The sequence below is a fragment of the Streptomyces exfoliatus genome, from assembly GCF_000725545.1.
Classification (GTDB): Bacteria; Actinomycetota; Actinomycetes; order Streptomycetales; family Streptomycetaceae; genus Streptomyces; species Streptomyces exfoliatus.
The window spans coordinates 218,184-236,236 of record NZ_JNZP01000002.1 but is presented as its reverse complement, the minus strand read 5'-3'; the positions used below and the strand labels follow the sequence as shown (position 1 = coordinate 236,236).

Genomic DNA, 18,053 nt, shown 5'->3' with positions numbered 1-18,053 from the left:
GAGATCCGATGACCTCACGCTCAGCCCTTCTCGTGCTCGCCGACGGACGCTTTCCCGCCGGCGGGCACGCTCACTCCGGCGGCGCCGAGGCCGCCGTCCGGGCCGGCCGCGTCAAGGACGCCGCCGGGCTCGAATCCTTCTGCCGGGGCCGGCTGCACACCACCGGCCTCACCTCCGCCGCGCTCGCCGCCGCGGCCGCGTACGGACTCGACCCGGCCGCACTCGACGCGGCGGCCGACGCCCGCACCCCCTCACCCGCCCTGCGCGCGGTCGCCCGCAGACTCGGCCGCCAGCTGATGCGGGCCGCCCGCGCCACCTGGCCGAGCGCGCGGCTCGACGCGCTTGCCGCGATGTACCCGCGCGGTGCCCACCAGCCCGTCGTCCTCGGCACCACCGCCCTGGCCGCCGGCCTCGACGCCGAGGACGCCGCGTACTGCGTCGCCTACGAGACGGTCGGCGGCCCCGCCACCGCGGTCGTACGCCTCCTCGGCCTCGACCCCTACCAGGCCACCGCCGTCCTCGCCCGCCTCGTACCCGAGATGGACCAGGTGGCCGAGCGGGCCGCGGCCGCCGCCCGCCAGGGGATCGACGCCCTGCCCGCCGCCTCCGCGCCGCTGCTCGACCTCACGGCCGAACAGCACGCTGCCTGGCCCGTCCGCCTCTTCGCCTCGTAGACCCCCCAGAACCCCCAGAACCGCCGGACCGCCGGAGCCGTCGGCCCGCAAGAACCGTCGGACCGTCAGAACCCGCTAGGAGCCGCCCCATGCATCTCGACCACGGCCACACCTCCCACGGCGCCATCTCCGCCGACGCCCGCCGCCCCGACGGCACCCGCCGCGCCCTGCGCATCGGACTCGGCGGCCCCGTCGGCTCAGGCAAGACCGCCACCGTCGCCGCGCTCTGCCGGGTCCTGCGCGACACGCTCTCCCTGGCCGTCGTCACCAACGACATCTACACCCGCGAGGACGCCGAGTTCCTGCTGCGCAACGCCGTCCTGCCGCCCGAGCGCATCCAGGCCGTGGAGACGGGCGCCTGCCCGCACACCGCCATCCGCGACGACATCTCCGCCAACCTCGAAGCGGTCGAGGACCTTGAGGACACGGTCGGACCGCTCGACCTGATCCTCGTCGAGTCCGGCGGCGACAACCTCACCGCCACCTTCTCCAAGGGGCTCGTCGACGCCCAGATCTTCGTCATCGACGTCGCCGGCGGCGACGACATCCCGCGCAAGGGCGGCCCAGGTGTCACCACGGCCGACCTGCTCGTGATCAACAAGACCGACCTCGCGCCGCACGTCGGCTCCGACCTGGCGCGGATGGCCCGCGACGCCGGAGAGCAGCGCGGCGAACTCCCCGTCGCCTTCACCTCGCTGCGCGCCGAGGACGGCATCGCCCCCGTCGCCGACTGGGTCCGCGCCCAGCTCGGGGCATGGACCGCGTGAGCCTGCGCGCCACGGCCCGGATCGTCGCCGACGCCGACGGCGGACTGCCGCTCCTGGTGAGCGACGGGCCCCTCGCCCTGCGTCGCACCAGGGCGTCAGGGCCGTACACCCGGGTCACCGTCGTCGGGGCGATGAGCGCCCCGCTCGGCGGCGACCGGCTCGCCGTCGAGACCGAGGTACGGGACGGGGCCCGGCTCCTGGTCGACTCGGCCGCCGCCACCCTCGCCCTGCCGGGGCGGAGCGCAGAGCCCGCCGCGTACGACGTCCGGATCACCGTCGGCGAGGCGGGCGTCCTGCGCTGGCTGCCCGAACAGCTGGTCTCCGTCCAGGGCTCTGACCTGCGGATGCGTACGGTCGTCGAACTCGCCCCCACCGCACGCCTGGTGCTCCGCGAGGAACAGATCCTCGGCCGCCACGGCGAACCGCCCGGCACCCTGGTCACCCGCCTCACCGTCCGCCGCGCCGGATGCCCCCTCCTCGACCAGGAGCTCGCCTTCGGTCCCGGCGCTCCCGGCGGCTGGGACGGTGGCGCCGTCCTCGGCGGCCACCGCGCCACCGGTCAACTCCTGGTCGTGGAGCCCGGGTTCGCGGAGAAGCCGGTGGAGCCCCGGCTGCTCGGCGAGAACGGCGCCGTCAGCCCGCTCGCCGGACCCGCCGCCCTCGTCTCCGCCGTCGCCCCCGACGCCCTCGCCGTGCGTCGCCTGCTCGACACCGCCCTCGCCGAACTCGCCCCGCTCTGACCGGACCCTCACGAGCGCACCGCTCAGCGGTGCACGGGCACCGGTTATGGGTTCGGCAAAGAAACACCTGTACGGGCTTACGCCGGACGGCCCCCTGACGAAAGGATCCCCCGGACAGAACGACACCTACAGGGGGAGGACTTGTGGCACGCACGGCAGTGCTCGGTTCGGCCGGCACTCTGATGGCCGGCGCGCTCGTCGTGGGCGCGCTCGCGGCCCCGGCGGCGAACGCCGACAGCGACCGGCAGCTGCGCGACGTGGAGGCGATCGGCGTCACCGTCGCCGCCGCGCGGGCGGCTCAGGCGGGCATCGACTGGCAGGACTGTCCGACCGGCTGGGGTCTGGAGAAGCCGATCCAGTGCGGCTGGGTCACCGTCCCGGTCGACTACGCCAGGCCCGACGGCAAGAAGATCAAGATAGCCGTGGACCGGATCAAGGCCACCGGTACCCCCTCCGAGCACCAGGGCGCGCTCCTCTACAACCCGGGCGGCCCCGGCGGCTCCGGCCTGCGTTTCCCGCGCCGGGTCACCACGAAGAACGCGATCTGGGCGAACACCGCCAAGGCCTACGACTTCGTGGGCTTCGACCCGCGCGGCGTCGGCAAGTCCGCGCCCATCTCCTGCGTCGACCCGGCCGAGTTCGTCAAGGGCCCCAAGGCCGACCCGGTCCCCGACAGCGAGGCCGACAAGCTCGCGCAGCGCAAGCTGGCCGCCGAGTACGCCGAGGGCTGCGCCGAGAAGAGCGGCGACCTGCTGCCCTTCATCAACACGCGCAACACCGCCCGCGACCTCGACGTCGTCCGCGCCGCACTCGGCGAGAAGAAGCTGAACTTCGTCGGCGTCTCGTACGGCACCTACCTCGGCGCGGTCTACGGCACCCTCTTCCCGACCCACGTCCGCCGCATGGTCCTCGACAGCGTCGTCAACCCGTCGAAGCAGAAGATCTGGTACGAGGCCAACCTCGACCAGGACATCGCCTTCGAGGGCAGGCTGAAGGACTGGATGACCTGGGTCGCCCGGCACGACGCCGCCTACCACCTCGGCGACACCTACGAGGAGGTCCGGCAGCAGTGGGAGACCCTGCGCGCCGCCGCCAAGAAGGCGCCCCTCGGCGGGAAGGTCGGCCCGGCCGAGCTCATCGGCTTCTTCCAGAACGCCCCCTACTACGACTCCATGTGGGCCCCGGTCGCCGAGGCCTGGAGCGCGTACGCGGCGGGCGACCCGCAGCCGCTGATCGACTCGGCCGCATCGGACCCGGCCGACACGGCCGGCAACGCGGCCTCGGAGAACGGCAACGCCGTCTACACCGCGGTCGAGTGCGCCGACGCGCCCTGGCCGACCAGCTGGAAGAAGTGGGACCGGGACAACAGCCGGCTCCACGAGCAGCACCCGTTCATGACCTGGGCCAACGCGTGGATGAACCTGCCCTGCGCCACCTGGTCCGCCCCGCGCCAGCGCCCGACCGAGGTGAGGACCGGCAAGGGCCTGCCGCCGGTGCTCATCACCCAGTCCGAGCGCGACGCCGCCACCCCGTACGCGGGCGCCGTCGAACTGCACAAGCGGTTCAAGGGCTCGCGCCTGATCACGGAGCGGGACGCCGGCTCGCACGGCATCACCAACGCCGTCAACCCGTGCGTCAACACCAGGGTCGAGGCCTATCTGCTGACCGGGAAGCTGGACGCCACGGACCAGACCTGCGCCCCGCACGCCACGCCGCAGCCGTGACGGCCCGCACCGCGTGACGAAGGAAGGGGCGGCCGTCCGACGGCCGCCCCTTCCTTCATGCCCGTGACGCCGACCAGGCGTCCTCCGCCGCGTAGTCGAAGAAGTCGACCCCGTACTTGGCGAGACCGGGGAAGGCCTCCCGCCAGTCCCGTCCCGACAGGTGCCCGGTCAGCCACGCCACCGTCTCCGGCAGCGATCCGGAGTACGACACCACGGGCCGGTACCCCAACTCCCTCTCGGCCGCCGTCATGTCGTAGACGATGGGGTGCGGGGCGGTCCACGGGGTGAGCCCGACGACGCCCTCCGGCGGCGCCCCCTCGATGAGCACCGTCTCGCTCTCGACGCCCATGACCGCGTCGATCGCCGCCCCGATCTCGGCCACCGTCGGCGCCTCCGGATCGGCGCCGTTGAGCACCCGGCTGCCCGGGTTCGCCGCCGCGAGCCGGACCAGCTCCGCGAGGTTGTCCACGTGCGCCGGGTGGAACCGTGACCTGCCGGCGTACGCGAGCGGACGCACCCTCCGGCCGTCGAGCACCCGCTTCACGAACCACAGCTCGCGCGGACCCGGACAGTACGGGCCGTGGATGGCGCCCGCCCGCAGCAGCGTCGTCGGCAGCGCGTCGCCCGCCGCGAGCAACTCCCGCTCCAGGGCCACCTTCCGGGTGCCGTACGTGGCGTCGCCCGGTGCGACCGTCCGCCAGTCCTCCGCGACCGGAACCGGGAAGGCGGGAAAGCCGTCCTGCTCGTCCTGGGTGTCGAAGCTGCGGCCCCGCTCGTCCTCGTAGACGGCGCCGCTCGACACCACCACCGCCGAACCGATCCGGTCGACGAGTCCGGTCAGCTGCCTGCCGTGCCCGCCGTCGAAGGCGACGATGTCCACGAGCACGTCACAGCTGTCGCCGAGCCCCGCCGCGAGCGCCCCCTCCTCGGTACGGTCGAGCCGCACCGACCGCACCTCCTCGGGCCACCTCTCGTCCCTGACACCGCCCCGCGAGGCGGCCGTCACCTCCCAGCCGTCCGCGAGGAGGGCCCGCACGGACGCCCGCCCCACCTGTCCCGACGCACCCAGCACGAACGCGTTTCCCTTGGTCATGGAGGCGACGGTACGGATGTCCGGAGGCCGGCCCCAGGGGATTGCGCCGTGCGCGGATCCGCCCTCAGCGTTCCCGGCCGGGGAACTTTCGCGGGGGCGCCCCGCCCGGGGCCTCCGATGCCTCCGCGGCCTTCACGACCGCCGCGTACTCGTCCACGTACTCCTGCCCGGACAGCCGCAGGATCTCGTACATGATCTCGTCGGTCACCGCGCGGACCACCGTCCTCTCACCCGCCGAGCCCGCGAACCGCGAGAAATCCAGCGGCTCCCCGAACCGGATGGTGACCCGCCGGATCCTCGGCACGACCTTCCCCGGCGGCTGGATCTCGAAGGTCCCCACCATCGCGCAGGGCACCACCGGCACCCCGGCCGTCAGCGCCATCACCGCCACGCCCACCTTCCCCTTGTAGAGCCGCCCGTCGTGCGACCGCGTCCCCTCCGGATAGATGCCGAGCAGCTCGCCCCGGTCGAGGACGCCGAGCCCCTCGCGGATCGCCGCCTTCCCGGCCTCCTTCCCCGACCGGTCGACCGGGATCTGCCCGGCCGCCCGGAAGAAGGCGGCCGTCAGCCGGCCCTTGATGCCCGGCCCGGTGAAGTACTCCTGCTTCGCGAGGAAGGTGATCCGCCGGTCGAGGACCGCCGGCATCAGGAAGTGGTCGGAGAAGGACAGGTGATTGCCCGCGACGATCGCCGCGCCCTCCTCCGGGATGTGTTCGAGCCCCTCGATCCGCGGCCGGAACAGCAGCCTCAGGAGCGGTCCGAGCAGTACGTGCTTCATCAGGTGGTAGAACACCAGCGACCCCCGTTTCGTCGTCCGTCAAGCCCGTTGTATCCGTGCGCGGGCCCGTGGTCCACTGATGGGGGAGCGTCACATGACGAGCGAGCGGCGAACCAGACGCCCCGGCCGCGTCCTCACCGCGCTGCTGTGCGCGCTGACGGCGGCCGGTCTGTACGGCTGCTCCGATCAGGGCAGGCCCGAACCCACACCGAGTCCCGCTACCACGGCACCCCCGCCCACCACGCCCGCTCCCACGACCCCGGCCCCCACGACGGCTGCGCCGACCGGGCGCTCACCCTTCACCGGGCTTCCCGCCCGCCCCGCACCGGTGCTCGCCGTCAAGATCGACAACGTGGGTCCCGCCCGTCCCCACACCGGCCTCGCCGCGGCCGACCTGGTCTACGTCGAACAGGTCGAGGCCGGCCAGACCCGACTCCTCGCCGTCTTCTCCTCCCGGCTCCCCGACCGGACGGGCCCCGTCCGCAGCGCCCGTGAGTCCGACGTCGAGCTGCTCGCGCAGTTCGACGACCCCGCGCTGGCCTACTCCGGCTCCCAGACCGCCCTGAAACCGCTGCTCAAGGCCGCTCCCCTGCACGCGCTGCCGCCGGAGGACGCCCCCCGGGCCTTCGTCCGCGGTGCGAGCCGGCCCGCGCCCCACAACCTGTACCTGCTGCCGGGCCGGGCCCTGGCGGCGGCCCCCGGCACCGGGCTCGCCCAGGACATCGGCTTCCGCTTCGGTACGGCTCCCGAGGGCGGCACCCCGGTCCGCGAGCGCACCGTGCGTTACCCCGCCGCCCGGTACACCTTCACGTGGTCCGCCCCCGACAAGGCCTGGCGGGTCGCGATGGACGGCAGGACCGCCGTGACCACGGACGCCGGACCGCTGAAACCGGCGACCGTCGTGGTCCAGTACGTCGACATCCGCCCGTCGCGCTTCCACGACTTCCTCGGCAGCGTCTCCCCGTACACCGAGACCGTCGGCAGCGGCACCGCGCTCGTCCTGCGCGACGGACGCGCCCACGAGGCCCGCTGGTCCCGTCCCACGGCGACGGCCGGCACCGCCTTCACCACTCCGGACGGACAGCGACTCGCCTTCGCACCGGGCCAGGTCTGGGTGGTCCTGGCCCCGAGGGGCTAGGGTCACCGTTCGGATCAGGCCGTGCTAGGGACGCGACGGGCCGGGCGGGGGTCGGCGGCGGGGGGCGGACGGGGGCGCGCTGTCCGAGGCGGCGAGGCCGATCGTCGCCACTCCGAGCACGATCCAGGCGAACCAGAGCCAGCCGCTGCTGCCGAGTGCCACCGTGTACGCCGTCGTCAGCACCAGCGCGGCACAGGTGAGCACCGTCATCGTCTTCGTGGAACCGGACATCAGTCCGCCCTCCTCCAGCCGAGGACACGGAAGCCGTCCAGGCCATGGTGACCCCCCGGGAGGGGCGCGCGCTACTCCCCGGACGCTCCGGCGTGCGCCGGGAACGCCGCAGGGTCCCTAGATCCGGCGAGGAGCGTCACCGCCGGGTCTGGAGGGAGGCCAGGTACGCGTTGTACGCCTCCAGCTCCTTGTCCCCGTTCCGGTCGGCGGCCCGGTCCTGGCGGACCGCCTGTCGCTGCTCGGAGTGGTACCACTGGTAGACCAGCGCGATCAGCACGAGCACGGACGGGATCTCGCTGAACGCCCACGCGATGCCGCCCGCCGCGTTCTGGTCGGTGAGCACGTCGATGCCCAGCGACGCCGGCGGATTCTCGTACGCCTTGACCATCGGCTCCGACGCCATCATCAGCGCGATGCCGAAGAAGGCGTGGAACGGCATGCCCGCGAACAGCTCCAGCATCCGCATCACATAGCCCGGCCGGTGCGGACCCGGGTCGACGCCCATGATCGGCCAGAAGAAGACCACGCCCACCATCAGGAAGTGCACCATCATCCCGATGTGCCCCGGCTTCGAGCCCATCAGGAAGTCGAAGAGCGGCGTGAAGTACAGCGCGTACAGGCTCGCGATGAACATCGGGATCGTGAAGCCGGGGTGCGTGATCACCTTGATGTACCGGCTGTGCAGCAGCTTCAGGAGCAGTTCGCGCGGCCCCGTCGACCCGCGGCCCGCCACCGGGAGCGCCCGCAGCGCCAGCGTCACCGGCGCGCCGAGCAGCAGCAGGATCGGCGACAGCATGGAGATCACCATGTGCTGCACCATGTGCACGCTGAACATGACCATGCCGTAGTCGTTGAGCTTGGTGCAGGTCACGAGCGCGACGGTCAGCACGCCGACCGTGAAGAACACCGTCCGGCTCACCGGCCACGCGTCCCCGCGCCGCCGCAGCCGCACCACGCCCACGCCGTACAGACCGAGCGCCGCGAGGCAGCCGATCAGGAAGAAGAGGTCGGGAGAGAACTCCAGGCCCCGCCCCAGCGTGAACGGCGGCAGATCCGTGGTCATGCCGTGCCCGCTGTGATCCATCGTGTGCACTCCTGGAGCCCGATTCGCGCTTGTTGTCCGCACCAGACTAGAACCGCCCCCGGCCGCGACTGCGACCGGGGGCGGATGTCACGTACGAGCACCGCTCAGAGCACGCACTCGGCCTCGGCGTACCGGTCGGCCGGGACCGTCTTGAGGGTCTCCACGGCCTGGGCCAGCGGAACCATCGTGATCTCGGTGCCGCGCAGCGCGGTCAGCATGCCGAACTCGCCGCGGTGCGCGGCCTCGACCGCGTGCCAGCCGAAGCGGGTGGCGAGGACCCGGTCGTACGCGGTCGGGGTGCCGCCGCGCTGGACGTGGCCCAGGATCACCGGGCGGGCCTCCTTGCCGAGCCGCCGCTCCAGCTCCACGGAGAGCTGGTTGGCGATCCCGGTGAAGCGCTCGTGACCGTAGATGTCGGTGCCGGCGGTCTTGAACTCCATCGAGCCCTCGCGCGGCTTCGCGCCCTCCGCCACGACCACGATCGCGAACCGCTTGCCGGCCTCGAAGCGCTCGCCGACCCGGGCGGTCAGCTCGTCCATGTCGAAGGGGCGCTCGGGGACGACCACGGCGTGCGCGCCGGCGGCCATGCCGGAGTGCAGCGCTATCCAGCCGGTGTGGCGGCCCATGACCTCGACGACGAGGACCCGCTGGTGGGACTCGGCGGTGGTCTTCAGCCGGTCGAGGGCCTCGGTGGCGACGGTCACGGCCGTGTCGAAGCCGAACGTGACGTCGGTGGAGGCGATGTCGTTGTCGATGGTCTTCGGGACACCGACGATGGGCAGACCCGCCTCGGAGAGCAGGTTCGCCGCCTTCAGGGTGCCTTCGCCACCGATCGGGATGATGGCGTCGAGGCCCAGGTCGGCAACGTGGCCGCGGGCGCGCTCGACGCCGCCGACCAGGTGCGCGGGCTGGACCCGCGAGGAGCCGAGGATGGTGCCGCCCCGGGCCAGGATGCCGCCCACCGCTTCGAGGTCGAGCTTGCGGTAGTCGCACTCCAGGAGGCCCTTCCACCCGTCGTGGAAGCCGATGACCTCGTCGCCGTGGTCGACGACGGCGCGGTGCACGACGGAACGGATGACAGCGTTCAGACCGGGGCAGTCTCCGCCGGAGGTGAGCACGCCAATGCGCATAGCCCAAAAACCTTTGCAACGTGGGCCGACTCCCGGACCACGTCGTCCGGCTGGATCCCCGCCACCCTATCGCCGCAGGGTGGCGGGGCCGAACCGGATGTCCGCACAGTGGACAACGTACGTTCGTACGAGGGGCCGACAGCGGCGCGCCGGCTGACTCGGGCGGGCTGACTCAGGCGGGCTGCGAGGCCGCCGTGATGCGCTCGGCGCGCAGCGCCTCGTACCAGCGGTCGTCGGTCGGCGGGAGCGCGTTCACGTCGAGGGCCAGCTTCAGGAGCAGGTCCGCGATCTGCGGGTTCCGGGCCATGACGGGGCCGTGCATGTACGTACCGAAGACGGTGTCGTTGTACGCGCCCTCGGTGCCGTCGCCGGTCCCGTTGCCGTTGCCGAAGACGGTCCGGGCGAACGGCCGGGCCGTCGGGCCGAGATGGGTGATGCCCTGGTGGTTCTCGAAGCCCGTCAGCTGGGGGAGGCCGAGCCGCGGGTCGATGTCCGCGAGGACGTCGCCGACGCACCGCGCGCCCTCGCCGCGGGTCGAGATCACGTCGATCAGACCCAGGCCGGCCTCGCGCTCGCCGAGGTCGTTGATGAACTCGTGGCCCAGGATCTGGTAGCCGGCGCAGACCGAGAAGATGATCGCGCCGTTGGACGCGGCCCGGCTCAGGCCGCCGTCCCGCCGGAGCCGCTCGGACGCGAGCCGCTGCGGCCGGTCCTCACCGCCGCCGATCAGGTAGATGTCGCCGGAGGTCGGCACCGGCTGGTCGCTGCGGACGTCGACGCGCTCGACGTGGAGGCCGCGCTGCTCCGCGCGGCGCTGGACGACGAGGACGTTGCCCTGGTCGCCGTAGGTGCTGAGCAGGTCCGGGTAGACCCAGACCAGGCGCAGGCTGCTGTCACTCATGCTGCAAGTCCTCTACGGGTCAGTTGCCGACGCGGCGGCGGACGTCCTGGAAGGCGGTGTAGTTGGCGATCAGCTCGATCTGCCCGGGAGGGGCCATCGCGACGGCCTCGTCGATCGTCTCGCAGACGCGGAAGTCCACGCCCGCGACCTCCAGGCGGACCGCGAGGTCCAGCTTCCGGTCGCCGATCACCATGATCGGGTGGCCGGCGAGCCGGCCGTAGTCCACGTCCCACAGCCAGGAGGTGTCCGTGCCGTCGGCGCCGCGCGCGTTGACGGAGAGGATCACCGGGGTCGGCGGCTGGTCGATGAGGGAAAACGTTTCGAGCCAGCCTGCCGGGTTCTTCGCGAGCAGCAGTCGCAGGTCGCGGCCCTGGAAGGAGACGACGTCGTAGCGTCCGGCGACGGCCTGCACCTGGTACATGCGCTCCAGGGCGACCTGCGGCGGCACGCCGAAGACGGCGGCGACGGCGGCCGAGGTGGCGGCGTTCGCCTTGTTGGCGCGGCCGGGCAGCTGGAGGCGGATCGGCCAGGCCGAACCGTGCGGGTCGAGCACGTGGTCGCCGCTGAGCGCCCAGCTCGGCGCGGGACGGCGGAAGCCGCACTCGCCGCAGAACCAGTCGTCGCCCGGACGCTGCATCACACCGCCGCAGGCGGGGCACGACCAGGCGTCGTCCTTCCACTCCTGGCCCGCGGCCACCCACACCACGTTGGGCGAGGAGGAGGCGGCCCAGACGATGAGCGGGTCGTCGGCGTTGGCGACGACGACGGCCTTGGTGCCGTTGAGCCCCTCGCGCCACTTCTCGGCGAGCATCCGGGTCTCGGCGGCGCGGTCGAGCTGGTCGCGGGAGAGGTTGAGCAGCGCGATCACCTTGGGCGTGGTGTCGCGGGCGACGCCGGCGAGGTACTTCTCGTCGACCTCGATGACGCCGTACTTGGAGTCCGAGCCGCCGGCGAGCGCCGAGGTGATGCCGGCGGGCATGTTGGCGCCGAGCGCGTTCGAGACGACGGGGCCCGCCGCACGCAGGGCCTCCGCGATGAGCCGGGTCGTCGTCGTCTTGCCGTTGGTCGCCGACACCAGGACGACGTCCAGGTGCTGTGCGAGCCGACCGAGGAGGTCCGGGTCGAGCCGCAGCGCCACCTTGCCGCCGATCACGGATCCACTGCCGCGCCCCGCCGCACGCGACACCGCGGCCGCGGCCTTGCCCGCCGTCACGGCCAGCTTGGCGCGCGGCGACAGCGGCTCTGGATTACCGGGGTGTCCTGACATCGTTCTTGTTCCTCCTTGCGTCGGTCCGGGCTCAGCCTATCGAGATCCGGCCAGGAGCCCGAACAGCGGCACCGTCTGCCGGCCGCGGGAAACAGCCAGGTCACGGCGGACCGTACCCTTACGGCCATGCGAAACCGCCCCATCCCCGGCAGTTCCGGCCTCGTCCGAGCGATGACTCTGCTCGGCGACCCCGTGCTGCACAGCCCCTGTGAGCCCGTCACCGACTTCGGGCCCGAACTGGCCCGGCTCGTCGAGGACATGTTCGCCACGATGTACGCGGCGAACGGCGTCGGCCTCGCGGCCAACCAGGTCGGCGTGGGCCTGCGTGTCTTCGTGTACGACTGCCCCGACGACGAGGAGATCCGTCACCTGGGCCATGTGGTGAACCCGCGCCTGGTGGAGGCGGACGGCGACGTGATCCGGGGCCCCGAGGGCTGTCTCTCGCTGCCGGGCCTGGAAGCCCCGACGCCCCGTTACGACCGCGCCGTGGTCGAGGGCGTACGGATCGACGGGACTCCGATACGCGTGGAGGGCACGGGGTTCTTCGCCCGCTGCCTCCAGCACGAGGCCGATCACCTGGAGGGCGGGGTCTACGCGGACCGGGTCACGGGGTGGCGCAAGTCACGTCTGATCCGGGCCGTCCGCAAGGAGCCGTGGGGGAGCGGGGCAGGGGTGCTGGAGGCGTAACGGCGCCCCGTGCTCCCAGGGACTGTCTTCCGGATCATGCCGGGCTCGCGGGGCCTGGCACGCACGCTCGCCGCGTTGTCGTCGGTCTCCCCCGAGCTCTCGGCTTCGCTCGAGCAGGGCGGTACCCCCACCGCTCCGCGTCGACTCCCTCCTCCGCCTTGCGATCGCACGCACCAGGCCCGCTCCCTGATCCGGCCTGATCCGGAAGGCAGGCCCTAGAAGCCGGGTCCGTCGGGGCGGTCGTCGGCCTCCGCGAGCCGGCCCCACAGCAGGTCGGCCAGGCTGCGGACGAGTTCCTCGCGGGAGCAGGGGCGCTCGCCGAGCCACCAGTCGCCGGCCGCGTGCATCATGCCGACGATGCCGTGGCCCCAGATCCGGGCCTGGGCCTCGGCGGACGGGCCCAGGTCGACGCGCTCGGCGATGACCTGGCCGAGCTCCTCGCCCATGCGGCGGAGCAGCGGCGCGGAGTGGCGGCCGACGTCGAAGCCCTGCTCGGTCTGGTGCGGTTCCTCCGCGGGGTGCATGAGGAAGCGGTAGACCTGCGGCATCGCCTCGATCGAGGCGAGGTAGGTGTCGAGGGTGGCCTCGACGCGGCGGCGCCGGTCGGCGGGCGCGTCGAGCGCGGCCCGCAGGGAGGAGAGGAGGGCGTCCGTGTGCCGGATGGCGAGGGCGCGGTACAGGCCGCCCTTGTCCCCGAAGTGGCGGTAGAGGATCGGCTTGGTGATGCCGGCCTCGGCCGCGATCGCGTTCATGGAAGCCTGGGGGCCGTCCCGGAGCACCACCCGGTCCGCCGCCTCCAGCAGTTCGCGGCGCCGCTGTTCGGCGGGCGTCTGCCGGTCGGTGGTCCGGTGTGCGATGTCCATAGCGTGTCTCCCCGCCCGTGCGATTCCGTGAGGCTGTCGCAACGTAACACCCGGCCGGTGCCCGGTGCTGGTCGGCCCGAACCGCTTCGCCGCTGGTTGACAGCCCGTACCAGCCGGTAACAGACTGGTGTTACCGCAAGTAACTTACCGCTGGGAGGGCACATGGGCGAGTTCACGCTCGAACTCAACGATGACCAGAAGCAGGTCCGCGACTGGCTCCACGGTTTCGCCGCCGACGTCATGCGCCCCGCGGCCGCCGAATGGGACGAGCGTGAGGAGACGCCCTGGCCGATCATCCAGGAAGCGGCCAAGATCGGCATCTACTCCCTCGACTTCTACGCCCAGCAGTTCTTCGACCCCACCGGTCTCGGCATCCCGGTGGCGATGGAGGAGCTCTTCTGGGGCGACGCCGGCATCGCCCTCTCCATCGTCGGCACGGGTCTCGCCGCCGTCGGCGTCCTCGCCAACGGCACCGAGGAGCAGATCGGCACCTGGGTCCCGCAGATGTACGGCGACGCGACCGACGTCAAGCTCGCCGCGTTCTGCTCCTCCGAGCCCGACGCCGGCTCGGACGTCGCCTCCATGCGCACCCGGGCCGTGTACGACGAGGCCAAGGACGAGTGGGTGCTCAACGGCACCAAGACCTGGGCGACCAACGGCGGCATCGCCAACGTCCACGTCGTCGTCGCCGTCGTCGACGCCGAACTCGGGTCCAAGGGCCACGCCTCCTTCATCGTCCCGCCGAACACGCACGGCCTCTCCCAGGGTCAGAAGTTCCAGAAGCACGGCATCCGCGCCTCCCACACCGCCGAGGTCGTCCTGGAGGACGTCCGGATCCCCGGCCACTGCCTCCTCGGCGGCAAGGAGAAGCTGGACGAGCGCCTCGCCCGCGCCCGGGAAAAGGCGAAGGCGGGCGGCGAGCGCGTGAAGAACGCGGCCATGGCCACCTTCGAGGCCTCCCGCCCGGCGGTCGGCGCCATGGCCGTCGGCACCGCCCGCGCCGCGTACGAGGTGGCCCTCGACTACGCGAAGACCCGCGTCCAGTTCGGCCGCCCGATCATCGAGAACCAGGGCGTCGCCTTCCAGCTCGCCGACATGGCCACCCAGATCGACGCGGCCCGCCTCCTCGTCTGGCGCGCCTCCTGGATGGCCACGGCGGGCAAGCCGTTCACGGCGGCCGAGGGGTCCATGTCCAAGCTGTACGCCAGCGAGGTCGCCAAGCAGGTCACCGCCCAGGCCATCCAGATCCTCGGCGGCAACGGCTACACCCGCGAGTACCCGGTGGAGCGCATGCACCGCGACGCCGCCATCTACACCATCTTCGAGGGCACCAGCGAGATCCAGCGCATGGTGATCAGCCGGGCGCTGGCGAAGTAGCGGCCCCTCACACCACGCAGAACTCGTTGCCCTCCGGGTCCTGGAGGACCACCGCGTAGTAGTCCATGCCGTTCGGCTCGTCCATCGCGTACAGGATCGTGGCGCCGATCGCCGTCAGCCGGGCCACCTCGCCGTCCACCCGCTCGCGGCGGAGGGCGAGGGGGACCTCGCGGCCGCCGCCGACCTTGAGGTCCAGGTGCACCCGGTTCTTGACGGTCTTCGGCTCCGGGACGCGCTGGAACCAGACCCGGGGGCCGACGCCCCTCGGGTCGACGATGGACTCCGGGAGCTCCCCGGCGTCCTCCTCCAGCTCCTCCTCGGGGACGCCGATCGCCTCCCAGTACGCCCGCCACGTGGGGTGTCCGCCGGGCGGCGGATCGGGAACGTAGCGCAGGGCCTCCAGCCAGAAGGGCACCAGGCGCTGGGGGTCGGCGCAGTCGATCGTCAGTTGAAGGGTCAGCTCGGGTCGCTCCATGGGACGAGCCTCCCAGACGCCACCGACAACGACGGGGCGCGGCGACATCAGGCCAACCGGCTCGATTCAGACGGGTGTTCGGCGGTTACTACCCGTGGGTCACGTCCTGGGGGACAATCACTCCGCAGGTGACGATCGAGGGGGAACCGTTCATGGCCATCACCACCGGTACCGAAGCGCCCGAACTCGCGGGACTTCCGCTGCTCGGCTCCATGTTCGACCTCAAGAACGACTCCCTGGGCACCTTCCTGAGGGCCCAGCGCGAGCACGGCGACGTCGTACGGATCACCGCGGGACCGCCCGGCATGCGCGCCGTCGTCTACGGCGTCTTCTCCGCCGAGGGCGCACAGCAGGTCCTCGCCGGGGAATCCGCCAACTTCCGCAAGGACAACCGGTTCTACCGGGAGCTGCGCGAGTCCTTCGGCAACGGACTCCTCACGAGCCAGGACGACGACTACCTCCGTCAGCGCCGGCTCGTCCAGCCCCTCTTCACCCGCCGCCGTGTCGACTCCTACGCCTCGGCCGTCGCCGCCGAGGTCACCACCCTCCTCGGCGAGTGGCAGGACGGCGGCGACTCCGTCGACGTCCTCCAGGAGATGACCCGCTTCGCCATGCGGGCCGTCGCCCGCATCCTCTTCGGCACGGACGTCGACGCCGCCGTCGAGATCGTCGAGCGCAGCTTCCCCGAACTCGGCGCCTACGTGCTGCGCCGCGGCTTCTCCCCGGTCAACGTCCCCCGCGAGTGGCCCACCCCGGGCAACCGCAAGGCCGCCGCCGTCCACCGGGCGCTGTACGAGGTCTGCGACCGCATCATCGCCGAACGCCGCGGCTCCGGGGCGGCCCCCGGCGACGGGCAGGACCTGCTCAGCCTCCTCGTCGAGACCGAGAGCGCGGAGGGCGACAGCTTCGACGCGACCGAACTCCGCGAGCAGGTCCTCGTGTTCCTGCTCGCCGGCCACGAGACGACCGCCAGCTCCCTCGGCTTCGCCCTGCACCTCCTCGCCCTCCACCCGGAGGCGCAGAAGCGCGCCCACGAGGAGGTCGACCGGGTCCTCGCCGGCCGTACCCCCGGGGCCGCCGACCTCGACGCGCTGCCGTACGTCACCCAGGTCCTCAAGGAGGCCATGCGGCTCTTCCCGGCCGCCGCGGCCATCGGCCGCCGTGCCGTCGCCGCCACCGAGATCGGCGGCGTCACCATCCCGGCGGGCTCGGACGTCATCGTCGCCCCCTGGGTCACCCACCGCCACCCGGACTACTGGGAGGACGCGGAGCGCTTCGACCCGGACCGCTTCACGCCCGAGGCGGAGGCCGCCCGCCCCCGGTACGCCTGGTTCCCCTTCGGCGGCGGCCCGCGCGCCTGCATAGGCCAGCACTTCTCGATGCTGGAGTCGGTGATCGCCCTGGCGATGTTCCTCCAGCGGTACGGCTTCGAGGCCGTGGACACCGAGGTCCCCGTCACGGCCGCGATCACCCTCCAGGCGGAGGGCCCGGCCCGCTGCCGCCTCAAGCCCAGGACGACGACGGAGTAGGGCGCCCCCGGGACACCGGCCCAGGCGTGAGCGCCTGTCCTTCGGGTCAGGTCCTAACGCCGGGTCGCGACCACGACCGTCGCCCACCACTCCTCCGAGGTGATCACCTCGGGGACCAGCAGATCGCCCGAGACCTTCCTGACGGTCTCAGCGGCCAGTTCGGCCTGCCGTTCGCTCGTCTCCACGAGGAGGTGCCCGCCCGGTGCCAGCCACTCCGGCGCCTCGGCGGCGACCCGCCGCAGCACGTCGAGACCGTCCGGGCCGCCGTCGAGCGTGACGTGCGGCTCGTGGTCCCGTGCCTCGGGCGGCAGCAGCCCGATCTCCTCGGTCGGCACGTAGGGCACGTTCGCGACGAGGATCTCGACCCGGCCCCGCAGCTCCGCCGGGAGCGGCGCGAACAGGTCGCCCTCGTACACCCGGCCGCCGCGCGGCTCGACGTTCCGCCGGGCGCAGCGCACCGCCGCCGGCTCGATGTCCGAGGCGTGCACCTCCGCGCCACGGACCCGTTCGCGCAGCACCGCGCCCGCCGCGCCGGAACCGCAGCACAGATCGACGCAGACGGCGCCCGGCCGGGCCAGCTCCACCGCGTGCCCGACCAGGAACTCCGTACGCCGCCGGGGCACGAACACCCCGCCGTCGACCTCGATCCGCAGCCCGTCGAACTCGGCCCAGCCCACGATGTGCTCCAGGGGCAGTCCCGCGGCCCGCCGCTCGACCATGAGGTCGAGCTCGGCGGCTCCGCTCGCCGCGGCGAGCAGCATCTCCGCCTCCTCCTCGGCGAAGACGCACCCGGCGGCCCGCAGCCGTTCGATGACGCTCGCGTCAGACAAGCTGCGCCTCGATCTCCGCGATGATCTCGGGGGCGTCGGGCTCGGTGCGCGGACGGAAGCGGGTCACCCGGCCGTCGCGGCCGATGAGGAACTTCTCGAAGTTCCACTGGACGTCGCCGGCCTCCCCGTCGGCGTCGGCGACCTTCACCAGCTCCGCGTAGAGCGGGTGGCGGGCCTCGCCGTTGACGTCCGTCTTCTCCAGGAGCGGGAAGGACACCCCGTACGAGGTCGAACAGAAGGTCTGGATCTCCTCGGCGCTGCCGGGCTCCTGGCCCGCGAACTGGTTGCAGGGCACGCCGAGCACGGTGAAGCCGCGGTCCCCGTACTCCTTCTGCAGCCGCTCCAGACCCGCGTACTGCGGGGTCAGACCGCACTTGGAGGCCACGTTCACGACCAGGACGGGGCGGTCCCGGTAGTCGGCGAGGGAGACCGGGTCGCCGGTCAGTGTCTTCAGCGGAATGTCGTACAGGCTCATGGACTGCTCCTCGTGGAAATAGGGTTTGATCACAGCATGGGAGACGAACCACTGGCAATCGCGATCGTTTCCGCCCCGGAGGAAGGACCGCGTCGGGTGCGCTGCCGACTCTGCGGCCGCCCCCTGACCGGCGCGGACTCGCGACGCACAGGCCTCGGCCCGACGTGCGACGCCAAACTCCACCCCCCGGCCCCCGACATCCGCACCCGCCGCCACGAGGTGGACCAGGACACCCTGCCGGGTCTGGACGCGCCGGCGGAGTGAGGCGATCGGCCGGAGCGAACCGCACG

Annotated in this window: 20 protein-coding genes; 9 read left to right on the top strand and 11 right to left on the bottom strand. The window is 72.4% G+C overall.

Annotated features, from left to right (window positions below; translation table 11 throughout):
* Positions 1-8: 8 nt before the first annotated feature.
* From IO20_RS0104210 to IO20_RS0104195, 4 genes are all read left to right on the top strand, one after another.
* Positions 9-674, top strand: coding sequence for an urease accessory protein UreF (locus IO20_RS0104210; protein WP_030545984.1), 666 nt, complete (start codon positions 9-11; stop codon positions 672-674).
* A gap of 89 nt (positions 675-763) precedes the next feature.
* Positions 764-1,441 (top strand): urease accessory protein UreG, encoded by a 678-nt coding sequence (gene ureG, locus IO20_RS0104205; RefSeq protein ID WP_030545986.1) that lies wholly within the window; start codon positions 764-766, stop codon positions 1,439-1,441.
* Positions 1,438-2,181 (top strand): urease accessory protein UreD, encoded by a 744-nt coding sequence (locus IO20_RS0104200; RefSeq protein ID WP_030545988.1) that lies wholly within the window; start codon positions 1,438-1,440, stop codon positions 2,179-2,181. Before ureG ends, IO20_RS0104200 begins: the two co-directional genes overlap by 4 nt.
* Before the next feature lie 143 nt (positions 2,182-2,324).
* A complete protein-coding gene (locus tag IO20_RS0104195) occupies positions 2,325-3,905 on the top strand; it encodes an alpha/beta hydrolase (RefSeq protein ID WP_078945818.1) in 1,581 nt (526 codons plus the stop codon).
* Positions 3,906-3,960: 55 nt separating this feature from the next.
* Here IO20_RS0104195 and IO20_RS0104190 read toward each other — a convergent pair whose 3' ends face one another.
* Complete coding sequence (locus IO20_RS0104190) at positions 3,961-4,998, bottom strand: NAD-dependent epimerase/dehydratase family protein (RefSeq protein WP_030545992.1); 1,038 nt, start codon at positions 4,996-4,998, stop codon at positions 3,961-3,963.
* 64 nt (positions 4,999-5,062) lie between these two features.
* Complete coding sequence (locus tag IO20_RS0104185; protein ID WP_030545994.1) at positions 5,063-5,791, bottom strand: lysophospholipid acyltransferase family protein; 729 nt, start codon at positions 5,789-5,791, stop codon at positions 5,063-5,065.
* Positions 5,792-5,870: 79 nt separating this feature from the next.
* Between IO20_RS0104185 and IO20_RS0104180 the strand changes: the two genes are divergently transcribed.
* Positions 5,871-6,914: a DUF3048 domain-containing protein gene (locus tag IO20_RS0104180; protein ID WP_030545996.1), complete on the top strand. Its 1,044-nt coding sequence runs from the start codon at positions 5,871-5,873 to the stop codon at positions 6,912-6,914.
* A gap of 24 nt (positions 6,915-6,938) precedes the next feature.
* On the opposite strand, the gene IO20_RS36240 is transcribed toward IO20_RS0104180, so the two are convergent.
* The 5 genes from IO20_RS36240 to IO20_RS0104155 form a co-directional block, all read right to left on the bottom strand.
* Entirely contained in the window at positions 6,939-7,145 is a 207-nt protein-coding gene (locus tag IO20_RS36240; protein WP_030545998.1) for a hypothetical protein, read from the bottom strand.
* Between the two features lie 136 nt (positions 7,146-7,281).
* Positions 7,282-8,229 carry a cytochrome c oxidase assembly protein gene (locus tag IO20_RS0104170; protein WP_030546000.1) on the bottom strand — a complete coding sequence of 316 codons (948 nt, stop codon included), beginning with the start codon at positions 8,227-8,229 and terminating at the stop codon, positions 7,282-7,284.
* Between the two features lie 104 nt (positions 8,230-8,333).
* Positions 8,334-9,359 carry a 6-phosphofructokinase gene (locus IO20_RS0104165; RefSeq protein WP_030206780.1) on the bottom strand — a complete coding sequence of 342 codons (1,026 nt, stop codon included), beginning with the start codon at positions 9,357-9,359 and terminating at the stop codon, positions 8,334-8,336.
* A 172-nt stretch (positions 9,360-9,531) separates the two neighbouring features.
* On the bottom strand, positions 9,532-10,260 hold the full coding sequence (locus IO20_RS0104160; RefSeq protein WP_030206782.1) for a type 1 glutamine amidotransferase: 729 nt from the start codon (positions 10,258-10,260) through the stop codon (positions 9,532-9,534).
* A 19-nt stretch (positions 10,261-10,279) separates the two neighbouring features.
* Positions 10,280-11,527, bottom strand: coding sequence for a Mur ligase family protein (locus tag IO20_RS0104155; protein WP_030546002.1), 1,248 nt, complete (start codon positions 11,525-11,527; stop codon positions 10,280-10,282).
* Positions 11,528-11,653: 126 nt separating this feature from the next.
* On the opposite strand from IO20_RS0104155, the gene def reads away from it, so the two are divergent.
* A complete protein-coding gene (gene def, locus IO20_RS0104150; RefSeq protein WP_030206786.1) occupies positions 11,654-12,214 on the top strand; it encodes a peptide deformylase in 561 nt (186 codons plus the stop codon).
* 215 nt (positions 12,215-12,429) lie between these two features.
* On the opposite strand, the gene IO20_RS0104145 is transcribed toward def, so the two are convergent.
* Positions 12,430-13,077, bottom strand: a complete 648-nt coding sequence (locus IO20_RS0104145) for a TetR/AcrR family transcriptional regulator (protein ID WP_030546004.1) — start codon at positions 13,075-13,077, stop codon at positions 12,430-12,432.
* Between the two features lie 162 nt (positions 13,078-13,239).
* Here IO20_RS0104145 and IO20_RS0104140 point away from each other — a divergent pair, with 162 nt between their 5' ends.
* A complete protein-coding gene (locus IO20_RS0104140) occupies positions 13,240-14,454 on the top strand; it encodes an acyl-CoA dehydrogenase family protein (RefSeq protein WP_030546006.1) in 1,215 nt (404 codons plus the stop codon).
* A gap of 7 nt (positions 14,455-14,461) precedes the next feature.
* On the opposite strand, the gene IO20_RS0104135 is transcribed toward IO20_RS0104140, so the two are convergent.
* Positions 14,462-14,929 carry a VOC family protein gene (locus tag IO20_RS0104135; protein ID WP_030546008.1) on the bottom strand — a complete coding sequence of 156 codons (468 nt, stop codon included), beginning with the start codon at positions 14,927-14,929 and terminating at the stop codon, positions 14,462-14,464.
* Positions 14,930-15,081: 152 nt separating this feature from the next.
* Here IO20_RS0104135 and IO20_RS0104130 point away from each other — a divergent pair, with 152 nt between their 5' ends.
* Positions 15,082-16,458: a cytochrome P450 gene (locus IO20_RS0104130; RefSeq protein WP_030546010.1), complete on the top strand. Its 1,377-nt coding sequence runs from the start codon at positions 15,082-15,084 to the stop codon at positions 16,456-16,458.
* 53 nt (positions 16,459-16,511) lie between these two features.
* Here the strand turns inward: IO20_RS0104130 and IO20_RS0104125 are convergent, their stop codons facing one another.
* Both IO20_RS0104125 and IO20_RS0104120 read right to left on the bottom strand, forming a co-directional pair.
* Positions 16,512-17,288: a putative protein N(5)-glutamine methyltransferase gene (locus IO20_RS0104125; protein WP_030546012.1), complete on the bottom strand. Its 777-nt coding sequence runs from the start codon at positions 17,286-17,288 to the stop codon at positions 16,512-16,514.
* Positions 17,281-17,763 carry a glutathione peroxidase gene (locus tag IO20_RS0104120; protein WP_030546013.1) on the bottom strand — a complete coding sequence of 161 codons (483 nt, stop codon included), beginning with the start codon at positions 17,761-17,763 and terminating at the stop codon, positions 17,281-17,283. Before IO20_RS0104120 ends, IO20_RS0104125 begins: the two co-directional genes overlap by 8 nt.
* Before the next feature lie 36 nt (positions 17,764-17,799).
* Between IO20_RS0104120 and IO20_RS0104115 the strand changes: the two genes are divergently transcribed.
* A complete protein-coding gene (locus IO20_RS0104115) occupies positions 17,800-18,027 on the top strand; it encodes a DUF6011 domain-containing protein (RefSeq protein ID WP_030546015.1) in 228 nt (75 codons plus the stop codon).
* The last annotated feature ends 26 nt before the right edge of the window (positions 18,028-18,053 follow it).